Origin of the sequence: Colwellia sp. 12G3, assembly GCF_002836775.1 — a bacterium.
In the GTDB taxonomy this organism is placed as follows: Bacteria; Pseudomonadota; Gammaproteobacteria; order Enterobacterales; family Alteromonadaceae; genus Colwellia.
On record NZ_PJAQ01000043.1, the window covers coordinates 16167 to 30471 of the forward strand.

The 14305-nt window shown below is 39.1% G+C and carries 13 protein-coding genes; 4 read left to right on the plus strand and 9 right to left on the minus strand.

What is annotated here, in order from left to right:
- Nucleotides 1-23 precede the first annotated feature (23 nt).
- From CXF71_RS10185 to CXF71_RS10195, 3 genes are all read left to right on the plus strand, one after another.
- Nucleotides 24-6143: a hotdog fold thioesterase gene (locus CXF71_RS10185; protein WP_101232853.1), complete on the plus strand. Its 6120-nt coding sequence runs from the start codon at nucleotides 24-26 to the stop codon at nucleotides 6141-6143.
- Nucleotides 6144-6359: 216 nt separating this feature from the next.
- Nucleotides 6360-7958, plus strand: coding sequence for a PfaD family polyunsaturated fatty acid/polyketide biosynthesis protein (locus CXF71_RS10190; RefSeq protein ID WP_101232854.1), 1599 nt, complete (start codon nucleotides 6360-6362; stop codon nucleotides 7956-7958).
- Between the two features lie 84 nt (nucleotides 7959-8042).
- Entirely contained in the window at nucleotides 8043-8351 is a 309-nt protein-coding gene (locus tag CXF71_RS10195; RefSeq protein ID WP_101232855.1) for a hypothetical protein, read from the plus strand.
- Nucleotides 8352-8365: 14 nt separating this feature from the next.
- Here the strand turns inward: CXF71_RS10195 and CXF71_RS10200 are convergent, their stop codons facing one another.
- Together CXF71_RS10200 and CXF71_RS10205 are read right to left on the minus strand one after the other, a co-directional pair.
- The gene (locus CXF71_RS10200; protein ID WP_101232856.1) at nucleotides 8366-8776 is read right to left on the minus strand and encodes a VanZ family protein; all 411 of its coding nucleotides are present in this window, start codon (nucleotides 8774-8776) and stop codon (nucleotides 8366-8368) included.
- Nucleotides 8777-8820: 44 nt separating this feature from the next.
- On the minus strand, nucleotides 8821-9384 hold the full coding sequence (locus CXF71_RS10205; protein WP_101232857.1) for a dihydrofolate reductase family protein: 564 nt from the start codon (nucleotides 9382-9384) through the stop codon (nucleotides 8821-8823).
- A gap of 189 nt (nucleotides 9385-9573) precedes the next feature.
- Here CXF71_RS10205 and CXF71_RS10210 point away from each other — a divergent pair, with 189 nt between their 5' ends.
- Nucleotides 9574-9975, plus strand: a complete 402-nt coding sequence (locus CXF71_RS10210) for a YkgJ family cysteine cluster protein (RefSeq protein WP_101232858.1) — start codon at nucleotides 9574-9576, stop codon at nucleotides 9973-9975.
- Nucleotides 9976-10028: 53 nt separating this feature from the next.
- Here CXF71_RS10210 and CXF71_RS10215 read toward each other — a convergent pair whose 3' ends face one another.
- The 7 genes from CXF71_RS10215 to CXF71_RS10245 all read right to left on the minus strand — a co-directional run bounded on the left by CXF71_RS10215 (nucleotide 10029) and on the right by CXF71_RS10245 (nucleotide 14243).
- Entirely contained in the window at nucleotides 10029-10823 is a 795-nt protein-coding gene (locus CXF71_RS10215) for a PhzF family phenazine biosynthesis protein (protein WP_101232859.1), read from the minus strand.
- 115 nt (nucleotides 10824-10938) lie between these two features.
- A complete protein-coding gene (locus CXF71_RS10220; protein WP_101232860.1) occupies nucleotides 10939-11298 on the minus strand; it encodes a hypothetical protein in 360 nt (119 codons plus the stop codon).
- 78 nt (nucleotides 11299-11376) lie between these two features.
- Nucleotides 11377-11523: a DUF3224 domain-containing protein gene (locus tag CXF71_RS10225; protein ID WP_101233092.1), complete on the minus strand. Its 147-nt coding sequence runs from the start codon at nucleotides 11521-11523 to the stop codon at nucleotides 11377-11379.
- A gap of 300 nt (nucleotides 11524-11823) precedes the next feature.
- Nucleotides 11824-12513, minus strand: coding sequence for a hypothetical protein (locus CXF71_RS10230; RefSeq protein ID WP_101232861.1), 690 nt, complete (start codon nucleotides 12511-12513; stop codon nucleotides 11824-11826).
- 119 nt (nucleotides 12514-12632) lie between these two features.
- The gene (locus CXF71_RS10235) at nucleotides 12633-12938 is read right to left on the minus strand and encodes a DUF962 domain-containing protein (RefSeq protein ID WP_101232862.1); all 306 of its coding nucleotides are present in this window, start codon (nucleotides 12936-12938) and stop codon (nucleotides 12633-12635) included.
- 137 nt (nucleotides 12939-13075) lie between these two features.
- The gene (locus CXF71_RS10240) at nucleotides 13076-13408 is read right to left on the minus strand and encodes a 50S ribosome-binding protein YggL (RefSeq protein ID WP_101232863.1); all 333 of its coding nucleotides are present in this window, start codon (nucleotides 13406-13408) and stop codon (nucleotides 13076-13078) included.
- A gap of 259 nt (nucleotides 13409-13667) precedes the next feature.
- The gene (locus tag CXF71_RS10245; protein WP_101232864.1) at nucleotides 13668-14243 is read right to left on the minus strand and encodes a YdeI/OmpD-associated family protein; all 576 of its coding nucleotides are present in this window, start codon (nucleotides 14241-14243) and stop codon (nucleotides 13668-13670) included.
- Nucleotides 14244-14305 lie beyond the last annotated feature (62 nt).

The window sequence follows — 14305 nt, forward strand, 5'->3', positions numbered from 1 at the left end:
ATAAATAACAATAAGAGAAATACATGGAAAACATAGCCGTAGTAGGTATAGCAAATTTATTTCCCGGTTCAAGTGCGCCAGAAGAGTTCTGGCAACAACTGCTGACTAAGCAAGATTGTCGCAGTAAAGCTACCCATGAACAAATGGGCGCGGATGTAGAAAAATACACCGGAAAAAAAGGTGACACTGATAAGTTTTATTGTGTCCATGGCGGTTATATTCGAGGTTTCGACTTTGATGCCCAGCCTTTTTGTCACAGCAGTAACGACTTAAATACAGAATATTTAACGCAACTTGATGACTTAAACCAATGGTCTTTGTATGTAACAGAGCAAGCACTTGTTGATGCAGGATACTGGCGTAGTGATAAGTTAGCTAACTGTGGCGTTATTTTAGGTAACTTATCTTTTCCGACAAAATCGTCGAATCATTTATTTATGCCTTTGTATCATCAAGTCGTTGATGACACGTTAAAGCAAGTGATTGATAGTGATTTTGAACTGACGCCATTTTCAAAAGATGGATCTGAACAGCTAGTCCATAAAGGTTTAGTTCACGAGGACAATGCGTTAGTGGCAGGTTATCCTGCGGCATTATTAGCAAAAGCTGCAGGGTTAGGTGGCGCTCATTTCGCGCTTGATGCGGCATGTGCCTCAAGCTGTTACTCAGTAAAACTGGCTTGTGATTATTTACATACCGGAAAAGCCGATATGATGTTGGCTGGCGCGGTATCCGGCGCTGATCCTATGTTTGTTAATATGGGATTCTCTATCTTCCAAGCGTATCCAGCGAATAACATTCACGCCCCGTTTGATAAAAACTCTCAAGGGCTATTTGCCGGCGAAGGTGCAGGCATGATGGTACTTAAACGCCATAGCGATGCTGTGCGAGATGGCGATAAAATTCACGCTATTATCAAAGGTGGCGCACTATCTAACGATGGTAAAGGCGAATTTGTTTTAAGCCCTAATACCAAAGGGCAAGTACTGGTCTATGAACGTGCTTATGAAAATGCAGAAGTAAATCCAGCGGATGTAGATTACATCGAATGTCATGCTACAGGTACACCTAAAGGTGATAATGTTGAGCTGGGTTCAATGGAAACCTTCTTCTCCCGTTACGGATTTACTGAAGAAAATAAACCTTTATTAGGCTCAGTTAAATCGAACCTAGGTCACTTACTTACTGCGGCAGGTATGCCTGGTATGACTAAAGCTATTTGGGCGCTTAATGAAGGAAAAATTCCTGGCACCATTAATCTTAATGAGCCATTAAGCTCTAAAAAAGGTTATTTTGGTGCTGCTCAAATGCCAACACAAACCATTGATTGGCCAGTTAAAGCAAATAACTCACAAAAACCACGTACAGCAGGTGTCAGTGTATTTGGCTTTGGTGGCTCTAATGCTCATTTGGTTTTACAAGAGCCAACCTATGTTTTAGAAACAAGCATGCTTTCAACAACCAGCAAAGTAGCTAAACCAGCACAACCTTTAGCTATTGTCGGTATGGATGCACACTTTGGCTCAGCGCATAATTTATCAACCTTTAAAGCCTTACTCGATAATAAAGCGACCACGTTTAGAGAATTACCGCCAAAACGTTGGAAAGGGATTAATACTAATACCGCAGTAATGAATGCATTAGCATTGAATAAAGCGCCAATGGGCGGTTATGTTGAAGACTTTGATATTGATTTCTTACGCTTTAAAGTACCGCCAAATGAGCAAGATTGTTTGATCCCTCAGCAATTGATGATGATGAAAGTTGCGGACAATGCCGCAAAAGACGCTAACTTAACACCCAGCAGTAATGTCGCGGTATTAGTTGCTATGGGTATGGAGTTAGAGCTTCACCAATACCGTGGTCGCGTTAATTTAACTACGCAAATAGAAGACAGCTTGTTACAACAAGGCATAGAACTTAGCCTTGAACAACGCGAAACACTCACTAACATTGCCAAAGACGGTATTGCTTTTGCGGCGCAGCTTAACCAATACACCAGTTTTATTGGTAATATCATGGCGTCGCGTATTTCAGCTTTATGGGATTTTTCAGGGCCAGCAATTACTGTGTCGGCGGAAGAAAACTCTGTTTATCGCTGTGTTGAATTAGCGCAGAACTTATTTCAAACAAGTGATGTTGATGCCGTTATTATTGCGGGTGTCGACCTTGCAGGATCAATAGAAAATATAACCTTACGTCAACATTTTGGTGAAGTAGATTCAAGTAATCTTACGCAGCATGTATCAGATAACGCATTGCTTGATAACTCACTGCTAAATAATAATCAATGGAAAGTAGGTGAAGGCGCAGCAGCCTTTGTGCTTAAGCCAGAAAGTAACGTTGACGAGCAGGGCGCATATGCCACGATTGATGGCATCGCCTTTGTTAATGATAAAAGCGCACAAGCGATTGAACAAGCGGCGAGTAACGCGCTTGCTCAAGCCAATATAAATGCCAATGATATAAGCCAAGTAGAAGCACACAATAGTGGTTTTATTAGCGAGAATGACGCTGAAAAAGCAAGCTTACCTGCCTTGTATCAAGGTAAAGCCATTAGCTCAGTGAAAAACCAAATAGGTCACACCTTTAATGCCTCAGGTGCAGCCAGTATTATTAAAGTAGCGCTGGGTTTATCAGCCCACAGCAATACCAGCAACAGTACCAATACTAGCGGCAAAGAATACAGCGCGATTAATGGTTTAGCCAAAGACGGCAGTTGTGCACATCTTGTTTTATCATCAAGTGCTATTTCACGTGCCAAAGTAACGAACCCATCAGAGCACGTTGTAAATCAAACAGGCGTTAAAAAAAGACCACAGTTAATAAAAACGATCGCTTTAGGTGGTAATGCCATTGATGAAACGATTATAAAAGCCAGCCAACAGCCGAACGTTAGCTCGCATTTTTCTGCCATCAAAGCAGCTTTCAATACTCGTCAATTATCGTCAATGGCGAAATTAAGCGATCAAAATAAAATTGACTTGGCTCAAATCAAGCCAAGATTTAGCCAAATAAAAAATACCGTACAGACAATGCAAAACACTCAAGCAAGACAAAGCCATGAAACAGAATTAACAGGTTCAAGCGGAGCAACAGTGAATAAACCAACTAACGTTATTACCAAAAATAGTACCCCAGCTCATACTTCGGGAAGCAGCCAGAAGATAAGTAAATGTATCAGTCAGCACTTTTCTCAAGAAACGGCAACGCATAAAGCGTTCTTAACTAACCGTCAACTCGCTCAAGAGCAAATTGCTAAAATGCTGGCGCTACAAGTTGAAGCTTCTTTTAATTCGGCTATTGATTCGATAAGTATCCGTAATGCTAAAGCCGTTAATATGGTTATTGCAGCAACGTCAGCAGAAACAACGGCAGAGTTTGCGCAGCAACTAACACCGGCACCAACGGTAGAAACTGCTGAGTCTGGTATTAATGGCTCTTTTCAAGGTTCCTTTAAAGTGAAAGGGCCAGCAGGTTATAGCTATGCGCCTTTACAACTGAAAGAACGTTTTAATCAACCCAGCGAAATCATTTGGGATACTGCAGACTTAGTAGAGTTTGCTGAAGGTGATATCGGTAATGTTTTTGGTGAAGACTACCGTATTATTGATAGTTACTCGCGCCGTGTACGTCTACCTACCACTGATTATTTATTGGTTTCGCGGGTAACTGCGCTTGACGCAACGGTGAATGAATATAAAAAGTCATACATGTGTACAGAGTATGATATTCCGGTTGATGCGCCATTTTTAATTGATGGTCAAATACCTTGGTCAGTCTCAGTTGAGTCTGGTCAATGTGATTTATTACTCATTGCTTATATCGGCATTGATTTTCAAGCCAAGGGTGAGCGTGTTTATCGTTTATTAGATTGCGAACTTACCTTTCTTGAAGAGATGGCGTTTGGCGGCGAAACACTACGTTATGAAATTCATATTGATTCGTATGCCAGAAATGGCGAACAATTATTGTTTTTCTTTCACTACGATTGTTATGTCGGTGATAAAAAAGTATTAATCATGCGCAACGGTTGCGCAGGGTTTTTCACCGATGAAGAACTAAAAGACGGTAAAGGTGTGATCTTAAATGACACCGACAAAGCGCAATTAGCCAATGCTCAAAAATCAGTATTTACACCATTAATGCAGCGTAATCGTGATATTTATGATTATGCCGACATGATGAAACTGGTTAATGGTGATGTCGCTGGCTGCTTTGGCGATAGTTACGACCAAAAAGGACGTAACCCCTCGTTAAAATTCTCATCGAAAAAGTTCTTAATGATAGAGCGTATTATCAAAGTGGATGCTGCTGGCGGTCATTGGGGTTTAGGCTTACTTGAAGGACAAAAAGATTTAGATCCACAACATTGGTACTTCCCGTGTCACTTTAAAGATGACCAAGTTATGGCTGGCTCATTAATGAGTGAAGGTTGTGGTCAAATGGCGATGTTCTACATGTTGTCATTAGGTATGCACAGCGGTGTTAATAATGCACGTTTCCAACCTATGCCAGGTGAATCTCAAACGGTTCGTTGTCGCGGACAAGTACTGCCGCAACACAATACGTTGACTTATCGTATGGAAGTGACGGAAATGGGCATGAAACCTTTCCCATTTTTAAAAGCCAATATAGATATTATTCTTGATGGCAAAGTTGTCGTTGATTTTAAAAACTTATCAGTGATGATCACCGAGCAAGATGACAACTCACCTTATCCGGTAACCTTGCCTGATAACGTTAAACTTATTGAAAGTCTTGGTGATAAACCGTCAAGCGAGCAAGCCCCTGACATACTGGCAGAGCTAGATGAGCGAGGAATTGCGCCGTTTAAACACGCACATCGCCCATTAATGAAAGTGATGTCTGATTTAAGTGCGCCCAAAGAAAAAGGTGTAACACCTATTCAACATTTTGAAGCACCTATGGTCGCCGGACAAAATCGTGTTCCTAACCAAGCACCCTTTACGCCATGGCACATGTTTGAATTTGCTACCGGTAATATCTCTAAATGTTTTGGTCCTGATTTTGACGTCTACAAAGGACGTATTCCACCACGTACTCCTTGTGGTGATTTACAAGTCGTAACACAAGTTGTTGAAGTACAAGGTGAACGCTTAGATCTTAAGAAAAAATCAAGCTGTATCGCCGAATATTATGTGCCAAGTGATGCCTGGTATTTTACCAAGAATAGCCACGAAGGTTGGATGCCATACTCATTGATTATGGAAATCGCTTTGCAGCCAAATGGCTTTATTTCAGGTTACATGGGCACAACATTAAAGTACCCAGATAAAGATCTATTCTTCCGTAACCTTGATGGCTCGGGTGACTTAATAAAGCAGGTAGATTTACGCGGTAAAACTATCGTCAATAAATCTGTCTTGTTAAGTACAACGATGGCTGGCGGCATGATAGTGCAAAGTTTCACTTTTGAGCTTTATGTCAAAGATGAAAGCGCAGCCGTATCACTAGAAAGTCATGACCTAGCTCGGCATGAAAAGTTTTATAAAGGCACTGCGGTGTTTGGTTACTTTGGTGGTGATGCACTAACCAATCAACTCGGTATTGATAACGGCAGAATTACCCATGCTTGGTATGTCGATAATGAAACACCGGCAGCTAGCATTGAGACGATTAACTTACGTGATGAGCACTTATCTTTTTATCAAGCACCAGCGAATAAACCGCACTATAAATTAGCGGGCGGACAAATGAACTTTATCGACTCTGCCTCAATTGTCGAGGGTGGCGGTAGTGCAGGTGTTGCTTATGTTTATGGCGAAAGAACCATAGATCCTACCGATTGGTTCTTCCGTTATCACTTCCATCAAGACCCAGTAATGCCTGGCTCTTTAGGTGTAGAAGCGATAATCGAGTTAATGCAAACTTACGCATTGAAAAATGACTTAGGTAAGTCGTTCACTAACCCACGATTTAGTGCACCAAATAGTGTGGTTAAATGGAAATATCGTGGCCAAATAACGCCGTTAAACAAACAAATGTCATTAGACGTGCATATTACCGATATTGTGCATGAAGCTGGCGAAGTACGTTTGATTGGTGATGCGAATTTGTCTAAAGATGGCTTACGCATATATCAAGTTAAAGATATTGTATTAAGTATCGTAGAAGCATAAATAACAATTAATAAAAACTGGATACAGGACAATATGCTCCATTCATTGTCTAACAAGTGGCATCCGTGCCACGTCCGACAAGTAACTTCGGGTATGACGTAAATAAGTCGAGAGTTTCTTAATGATGAGGAACAAACCTCTCAATCGTCATTCCCGCGTTGTCTTGGCGGGAATCCATTGTTTTTTGAGCAAAAAAATAAAAGAACAGGAAATAACATGTCAAACATCGATTTTAATAATGCCAGAGCCATTGATTGGGCATGGAAAGTTAACGCCAATGAAGTTAACAGTAATGATGTACAAATAAAATCAGCGTTAATGGATTTAACAAAACCAGTGTATGTTGCTAAATCGGCGACTGGCTTAGGTGTGGTAAGCACTACCGCTGCTACAGGTGATACGGATGTATTAGCTTTCGCACAAAAACTTATGCCGCAAGATTTAGGTGATGACGCCTACAAAAAACAGCATGGCGTCAAATATGCCTATCATGGCGGCGCTATGGCTAATGGCATAGCCTCAGTTGAATTAGTGGTCGCTTTAGGTAAAGCCGGTTTCTTATGCTCATTTGGCGCTGCGGGTTTAGTACCTGATGCGGTAGAAGATGCGATTAAACGCATTCAAGCAGCATTACCCAATGGCCCTTACGCGGTTAACTTAATTCATGCTCCAGCGGAAGAAGCTTTAGAGCGTGGCGCAGTTGAACGCTTTTTAAAGCTTGGTGTTAAAACCGTTGAAGCTTCAGCTTACTTAGGTTTAACCGAACATATTGTTTGGTACCGTTTAGCTGGTTTAAGCGAAAACAGTGATGGTAGTGTCAATATTGGTAACAAAGTTATTGCGAAAGTATCACGCACGGAAGTAGGGCGACGCTTTATGGAGCCTGCACCGCAAAAACTTATTGATAAATTACTTAGCCAAGGCAAGATAACCCCAGAGCAAGCAGAGCTATCAAAACGCGTGCCAATGGCTGATGATATTACTGCCGAAGCTGATTCTGGCGGTCATACCGATAACCGACCTTTCTTAACTTTATTGCCAACTATCATCGCGCTTCGTGATGAAGTTCAAGCGCAATATAACTTCTCTCCTGCACTACGTGTTGGCGCTGGTGGTGGTATTGGTACCCCTGAATCTGCCTTAGCTGCCTTTAATATGGGTGCTGCCTATATTGTACTTGGCTCAGTAAACCAAGCCTGTGTTGAAGCTGGCGCTTCAGAGCATACCCGTAAACTATTAGCTGATGTTGAAATGGCTGATGTGACAATGGCTCCCGCAGCCGATATGTTTGAAATGGGCGTGAAATTACAAGTCGTTAAACGTGGTTCAATGTTCGCTATGAGAGCGAAGAAGCTTTACGAGTTGTACATTAACTATGACTCAATTGAAGCGATCCCAGCTGATGAGCGACTTAAGATAGAAAAACAAATCTTTAGGTCTAATCTTGATGACGTATGGGCAGGCACTGAAGCCTTCTTTACTGAACGTGATCCTGAAATGTTAGCGCGTGCACAATCAAGCCCTAAACGTAAAATGGCGTTAATTTTCCGTTGGTATTTAGGCTTAAGTTCGCGTTGGTCAAATACCGGTGAAAAAGGCCGTGAAATGGATTATCAAATTTGGGCAGGTCCAAGTTTAGGTGCATTTAATAGCTGGGTAAAAGGCACCTATTTAGAAGATTACACTCGCCGTTATGCCGTTGATGTTGCTTTGCATATGCTAAAAGGTGCTGCCTACTTACAACGAGTAAACCAGTTGAAATTACAAGGTATTACGCTAACTACGTCGCTAGCAAGTTATCATAGCGAAGACTAGTATTAGGAAAGTATTAGCAAAGTATTAGGCTAGCTTCAGACTGATGTTAGAAAGTCTGATAATAAAAATAAATAAGGGAACACTATGCCAACGTGTACTGAATTTGCAGTTTTTGAGGTTAAAAAAGCTAACTTAGCGCGTATTATCGCGTTAAGTGAATCACTATTTCTTGAAATTAATGCGGATAATAAAAACATTATTGCTCATGAAATATTAGTGAAAACCGATAATGCAGAAGAGGTCTGTTGGCATCTTACGTGGGCAAACATTGAAGCCGTAGAGGCAAGTTCATACAAATGGTCAACATACCCAAGTGCAGCAGAAATAGAGAGTTTGGTAGGTAAAAAACTCTATTATGGCCACTTTGTTGCCGTTTTTGCAGAGAATACTTAAATTCATTAGTTAAGCTATTGAGTAACTTTTGAATTTAAGGTGTATTTCTTTAAATAACTTGTCACGGCATTGAAAAATAGTATGCCAATAAAATCTGCTGATAAATCCATTAAGTCAAAGGTTCTATTAGGAATAAAGTACTGACTGCATTCTTCAATGACAACAAAGATAAACACTAAAGCGGTGCCTAAAAAGAGTTCCTTAGAATACAGCTTGAACGATTTAAATTTAAAGGCAACATTGGTAGCGAGCGTTAACAGGCCAAATAAGCAGAAGTGTCCTAACTTATCACCGTAAGGAATTCTGGCGACGAACTGAAAAAACACACTACTTTGCCCCGTATTTGCTAAATAAATAACCCAAACAATAAAACAAAAGAAAACCACTGCGCACAGGGGGATAAGCGTCTTTAAAACTTGATTCATATTGTCTTTTCTCATTATTATCATTTGTTTGGACCATATATATTTTATCTGTAATTAACACGGTACTTAAGTTGAATAAAGTCATTAGGGAAGGAAATAGACTCAGCACGTTCTAGTTTAACGGGATGATTTAATTTTCCGAATAACGGTATGCCGTCGCCAAGTATTACAGGAGCTTTGGTTATCGTCATTTCATTAATCAGTTTTAAATTAATAAATGAGGTAATGGTTGCGCCGCCGTCTATGTAGGCATGTTTGTACCCGTTTTCAAACAGCTGATTTACAAGGGTAATAATATCACCAGAGACCATTTCAACTTTACCTGCTAAGTTTGCCGGAGGCTCGGTCAGCGTATTACTCAGGGCATAAATCTTAATATTACGATAAGGCCATTGCTCAGCCGGTATATCGAAGCTAGCAATTACCTCCATGCACTTACGGCCCATAATCATACAATCTACCGAGTTGATAAATTCAGTAAATCCCATATCTGGATTTTCACTCATATCAGCATCGGCTTTACCGCTAGTATGTAACCAATCAACACCACCATCAGGCGTCGCTATATAACCATCTGTGCTTGTTGCAATATAAACGGAACATTTCATAGGCTTGTATTTCCCTAGCTCAATATAGCGGTTGGTTAACATGAATAAATTGATAGGTGAGTTGCAATTATTACGTTATTGTTAAGACAGTTAGCATAGCAGAAACGATCACGGCAATGATACAATAAGCCGGTATATAGCCTATTCATTGGCTAGCTATTAGCTAAATAAACTGAACTTAGGTTAACTATGAAAGATTGTAATCAATGCGGAAAATGTTGCATCAAATACGGAGGAGGGGATCTTTCAGCAACAAAAGAAGAAATTGATCTGTGGGAGATATTTAACCCAGAAATTTTCAAATTCGTTAAGAATAACGAAATATGGTTCGACCCCAAATCTGGCGTAAGTCTAAAGACTTGTCCTTTTCTCTATATTGCGCCCAAAAAAGATCCGTCAGCGCCCAATATGTATACCTGCAGCATTTACTTAGACAGACCTGAAGACTGTCGTCATTACCCGAGTTTAGTTGCTGAAATGATCAGAGATGAATGTGAAATGATTGAAGTCATTGATTTAGAAAACACGAAAAAAGCACAAGTAACGTTAGATATATTGATGAGTGATAGTCGGCCACCAAGTAATTCATAAGCCCGGTTTATGATGGCCACTGTATGTCATTCGTTTGAAGTTTAGCGTAGGTTTTATAGGGTTATTTCGCCGACCATGTAATCAATAGCATTGCCGGTCAGGATAACTCTGTCTTTATTGAGTTTACAAAAAACCATACCGCTACGCATTGATAGTTGTTGTGCTGTTAACGTTTTCTTGTTGAGTTTTTCTGCCCAATATGGCGTTAGTTCGCAGTGAGCAGACCCCGTAATAGGGTCTTCATTAACTCTTAATTTAGGGAAAAAGCACCGACTAACAAAATCTACATCAGCATCATTTGCTGGCGCAGTAACAACAACGCCCCTTAAATCAATATTCAACCACAATGAAAGTTCGGGGGTTAACTCTTTAACTACTTCTTCACTATCAAGCACAATAATATAATCAAATGCTGACAAGACTTGTAATGGTCTTACTCCCCCTAAACCGTTAATCAAGTCAGTGGGAAGATTTGAATTTAATTCAATAGGCGCTGAAGCAGGGAAGTCCATGCTGTAGCCAGAACTTGTTTGGCTGACAATCAGCTTACCACTTTTAGTTTGGAAGTTTATTTGAGCTTTACTGTAGCCTAAATGCTTATATAACACATGGGCGCACGCTAACGTGGCATGACCACATAAATCTACTTCTTCTAATGGGGTAAACCAACGCAACTGAATATCATTGTCGCCATAGACAAAAAATGCAGTTTCCGATAAGTTATTTTCTTCAGCTATTTTTTGAAGAATGTCATCATCAAGCCAATCATTTAATGGAATTACAGCGGCAGGGTTTCCTTCAAAAGCCTTTGAGGCAAAGGCATCAACTTGATAAATTTGTAATTTCATGAGTTCCCTAGAGGATAATATAAAGTAAAGTCTACTGTGCTTATGAACAGACCAATGTTATAGGCTGAACTGAGATAAAGGTAAAATATGGCTGTGCTAATAAGGCTGTAAAAAATTACTCAAAAAACACCCAGATTCTTTTACTGGAATTTGAATAGGAATATTTTAGTTCCAATAAGTGATTTGCTAAATCTACGGCATTTACATCCGTATTTCCCCAAGAACTTTCTTGAGACCAATGTTCAGCAATGATCTTTATTTTTTCGTCATCGATTATTGATAATGTTTCAGAAAAATTAACAGACAACAACCACAGGTTATCCGTTTGAGCAGAGCTACCACTTTTAAAACATTCAAGTAGTTCACTGATATTATCTTTAGTAAAACGACCACCTCCGAGAATTGAGTCATCAGGGATGTCATCAGAACTTTTGAAAGCGTTATCATCTACTTCTGTAAAGAAGGTTACATCCATAATCTATTCTCTATGTATTTATAATGGCCAACGAACGGGCTAAGTAATAGTAGGCTAAAATATCGAAAACCAAGCGGTTTACAACTCCCCGATACCAGAGTCAGGAATAGCCGCTAAGATTAAATTCTGCTCACCATTCGACATAGTGCCAAAATGCTGAAGTGCAAAACTAGCTTTTTTACCACTTAACTCAATTGTAACTAATTCAATAGCCGATAAGCCAATTTAATACCATGCTTTTAATCCGCATAAGGCTCAATTGGTTTCATTTGCAAGTCAAAATTTCCTGATGTTTTTATATCTCGCCTTTATTCGATGACACTATTTAAGAAAAGCCTAACACTCAACTAAACTAAGCGGATAAATATAGCATGGCTGAAATGCGGGAGGTACAAGCCACACCCCACTGTAATTTTCCATTTAACGTACTTGATACTTATTGATCCTTCTCCCAAACGTCTAGGCTTTAGCTGAACATTAAGGCAACCAAGCCAAAAGGGAAAACGTCCCACTTGCCTATCATAATTAAATTCTTACACCATTTACAAAACTGCAATTAGGAAAGAAAGAATAACTATCTACGGGCTTAAGCTCAATAATATTTATTTCACTTACTTTATCCGATTGAATTTTTTGTTCTATTTCAAAGTAAAACCACCAACGTTCGTTAAATGATGTTAATTCGATATAAGGATAACTTCTTATTTTCCAACTTCCTTTGAGATGATCTGTTCGGTCGTTCGTTTTGTTGGCAAAAGACAGTTGATAAGAATTATCTTTGTTTAAAAGAAGGTTAACTACAGTATCGCAATGTAGGCTTTCGTAATCATTAGCCAGATCTTGACTAGCCACTTTATCTTTTTGTTTAACTCCTTCTGGGAGTAAAAACAAACCAACACTATCTTTGCTATACCAATGATTTCCTGACACAAGCGCTTCTACATTAGGGATAAACCAACCTATATCAGAAAGTGAATTTATTAATATATCTAAAGTTTTTTCACCGTTAATAAAGGGAGAATAAAGCAGAGTTGATTGGTCAATTGTTTCTGGAAAAGAGAGTGTATTAGTAATAACTGTAAAGTTAGCTTCGTCCAGCTTTGAACTGATTTTTTTTATGTCAGTATCTGATAAATAACGGGTATATAAACGTACCTCTGTAGAAGAACAAGCAACAAGAAAAAGACTAAGTATTACCACACTCAAAAATTTCATTAAATCGGATCCCTACGAATACACCTAACGCCAAAATAAGTGACAAAGAAGAAAAACCAACTGTTTTTTGTCCTTTATAATGACTTTTTATACGCCAACAGCTCCTGACTTACTAATAATTAAAATTTTATTTTACCCACTACAATATCTTTAAACATTACCCAATCACCCATTAAGCTGTAAATTGGATAAACAAAAGTAGCGGGTCTATTTTTTTCAAATATAAAATGCCCCAGCCAAGCGAAACCGTAACCAATAACAGGTATAAACCAAAGCAAAGAAAAATATCTAGAGATCACAACATAAGTCATTAATAAAATAATTAAACTAGAGCCTACAAAATGAAGTCGTCGGCAGATTTTATTTTCGTGCTGGCTTAAATAAAAAGGATAAAATTCCGAAAAATTTTTATATTGATTTATCATTTAATTATCTCTAAATTTTTATCAGTTGCCTATGATTGTAAGAGGCATATAACACCTCAATCAAGAACTAAAAAATGTTTACTCTACGGTTGGAAAACTAAAAATCAATCTGTTTTTAGTCCCGTTTGGTTGGCTTATTATACGTCATAGTTAGCATCAACAAGTTCACCAATATTAAACTCTGAAATGATATTCTGGTCTTTCAACCAATTAGATATGCTTGATATGTCTGATTCAGTAACTGAACCATAGCGTTCAATAGAAGAAATAAATCCTGCAAAGGAAGTCAGATCTCCACCACCGCCAATACGCAACTTTAGAGTTTCAACATAAAGAAAAAAGTCATCCATTATTGTTGCTAATTCAGACTCATCCTTACACGTTAAATTACAATCTAACTCAACTCCCATTACAGCAAATTCATCTAAATAAAGCTTTTTTCTTAATCGAAGAGATTTTCGAGTGTGCATAATTTTTCCTTGGTATATACGCCTCAATAAGAGGCTAAAAAATGTTGGCTAAAATACTTTGCTCAGAAGCGAGTAAAATAGCATGAAGTTTGTACGTTAGTAAATATTGCTCATAATGACGCTTTATTGTATGTCCGACAAGTCACCCCTTTAGTGACAATTAATTAAATAACAATCCAGCAAAGTGAGACAAGATCAAAGCGAAACCGAGCCAACTTTTAGCAGTACTGCTTGAAATATTGGTTATGCCGAATGTCACTTATTTAGGCTTTTCCTCACGAACAAGCATTGTCATGTATTTTGTAAATCGCCGTTGTCTGGTTTCAGCTTTCTTTGCACTTGTTAAGCCATAAGCGATAACATAACGACTCGATTTATTAAGTGTTTCAAAAAACTGTTTTACTCTTGGCTGATTTTCCAACGCAGTTAAGAAATCTTCGGGCACTTTCATTTCACTTACCACGTAGGCGTTTCCCCAACGACCATCGGCTTTCGCTGCACGAACATGAACAAACCCTGATTCCTTCATCCGTTCTTCGCTTATCAAACGTTCAACATGCTCAGTGTTTCTTTTAGACCAGTTGCTTCGTACTTTTCTGGGTGTTATGCGCTGAAGATAGGCTTGGTCATCAATTGACTTTTTTACGCCATCAATCCAGCCCCAGCATAAAATTTCTATGACTACATCATTCCAAGTAACACTTTGAACCCCTGTGTTTTTCTTAAATATCTTTACCCACAACTCACTTTCAGTGGCATGATTTACCTTAAGCCACTTGCAGAGATCTTTTGGAGTTACAAATGTCATGATTCTCAATGGATCGGGTTCAGGCATCGAATTAGACTTTCTTGGTAATAGCGCCCACATTAAGGGGACAAAAATTGTTGGTTATAATG

Bases quoted from the DNA above. Each gene is read 5' to 3' on its own strand.
- CXF71_RS10185 (WP_101232853.1), top strand. From the start codon at position 24: ATGGAAAACATAGCCGTAGTAGGTATAGCAAATTTATTTCCCGGTTCA.
- CXF71_RS10190 (WP_101232854.1), top strand. From the start codon at position 6,360: ATGTCAAACATCGATTTTAATAATGCCAGAGCCATTGATTGGGCATGG.
- CXF71_RS10195 (WP_101232855.1), top strand. From the start codon at position 8,043: ATGCCAACGTGTACTGAATTTGCAGTTTTTGAGGTTAAAAAAGCTAAC.
- CXF71_RS10200 (WP_101232856.1), bottom strand. From the start codon at position 8,776: ATGAATCAAGTTTTAAAGACGCTTATCCCCCTGTGCGCAGTGGTTTTC.
- CXF71_RS10205 (WP_101232857.1), bottom strand. From the start codon at position 9,384: ATGAAATGTTCCGTTTATATTGCAACAAGCACAGATGGTTATATAGCG.
- CXF71_RS10210 (WP_101232858.1), top strand. From the start codon at position 9,574: ATGAAAGATTGTAATCAATGCGGAAAATGTTGCATCAAATACGGAGGA.
- CXF71_RS10215 (WP_101232859.1), bottom strand. From the start codon at position 10,823: ATGAAATTACAAATTTATCAAGTTGATGCCTTTGCCTCAAAGGCTTTT.
- CXF71_RS10220 (WP_101232860.1), bottom strand. From the start codon at position 11,298: ATGGATGTAACCTTCTTTACAGAAGTAGATGATAACGCTTTCAAAAGT.
- CXF71_RS10230 (WP_101232861.1), bottom strand. From the start codon at position 12,513: ATGAAATTTTTGAGTGTGGTAATACTTAGTCTTTTTCTTGTTGCTTGT.
- CXF71_RS10235 (WP_101232862.1), bottom strand. From the start codon at position 12,938: ATGATAAATCAATATAAAAATTTTTCGGAATTTTATCCTTTTTATTTA.
- CXF71_RS10240 (WP_101232863.1), bottom strand. From the start codon at position 13,408: ATGCACACTCGAAAATCTCTTCGATTAAGAAAAAAGCTTTATTTAGAT.
- CXF71_RS10245 (WP_101232864.1), bottom strand. From the start codon at position 14,243: ATGCCTGAACCCGATCCATTGAGAATCATGACATTTGTAACTCCAAAA.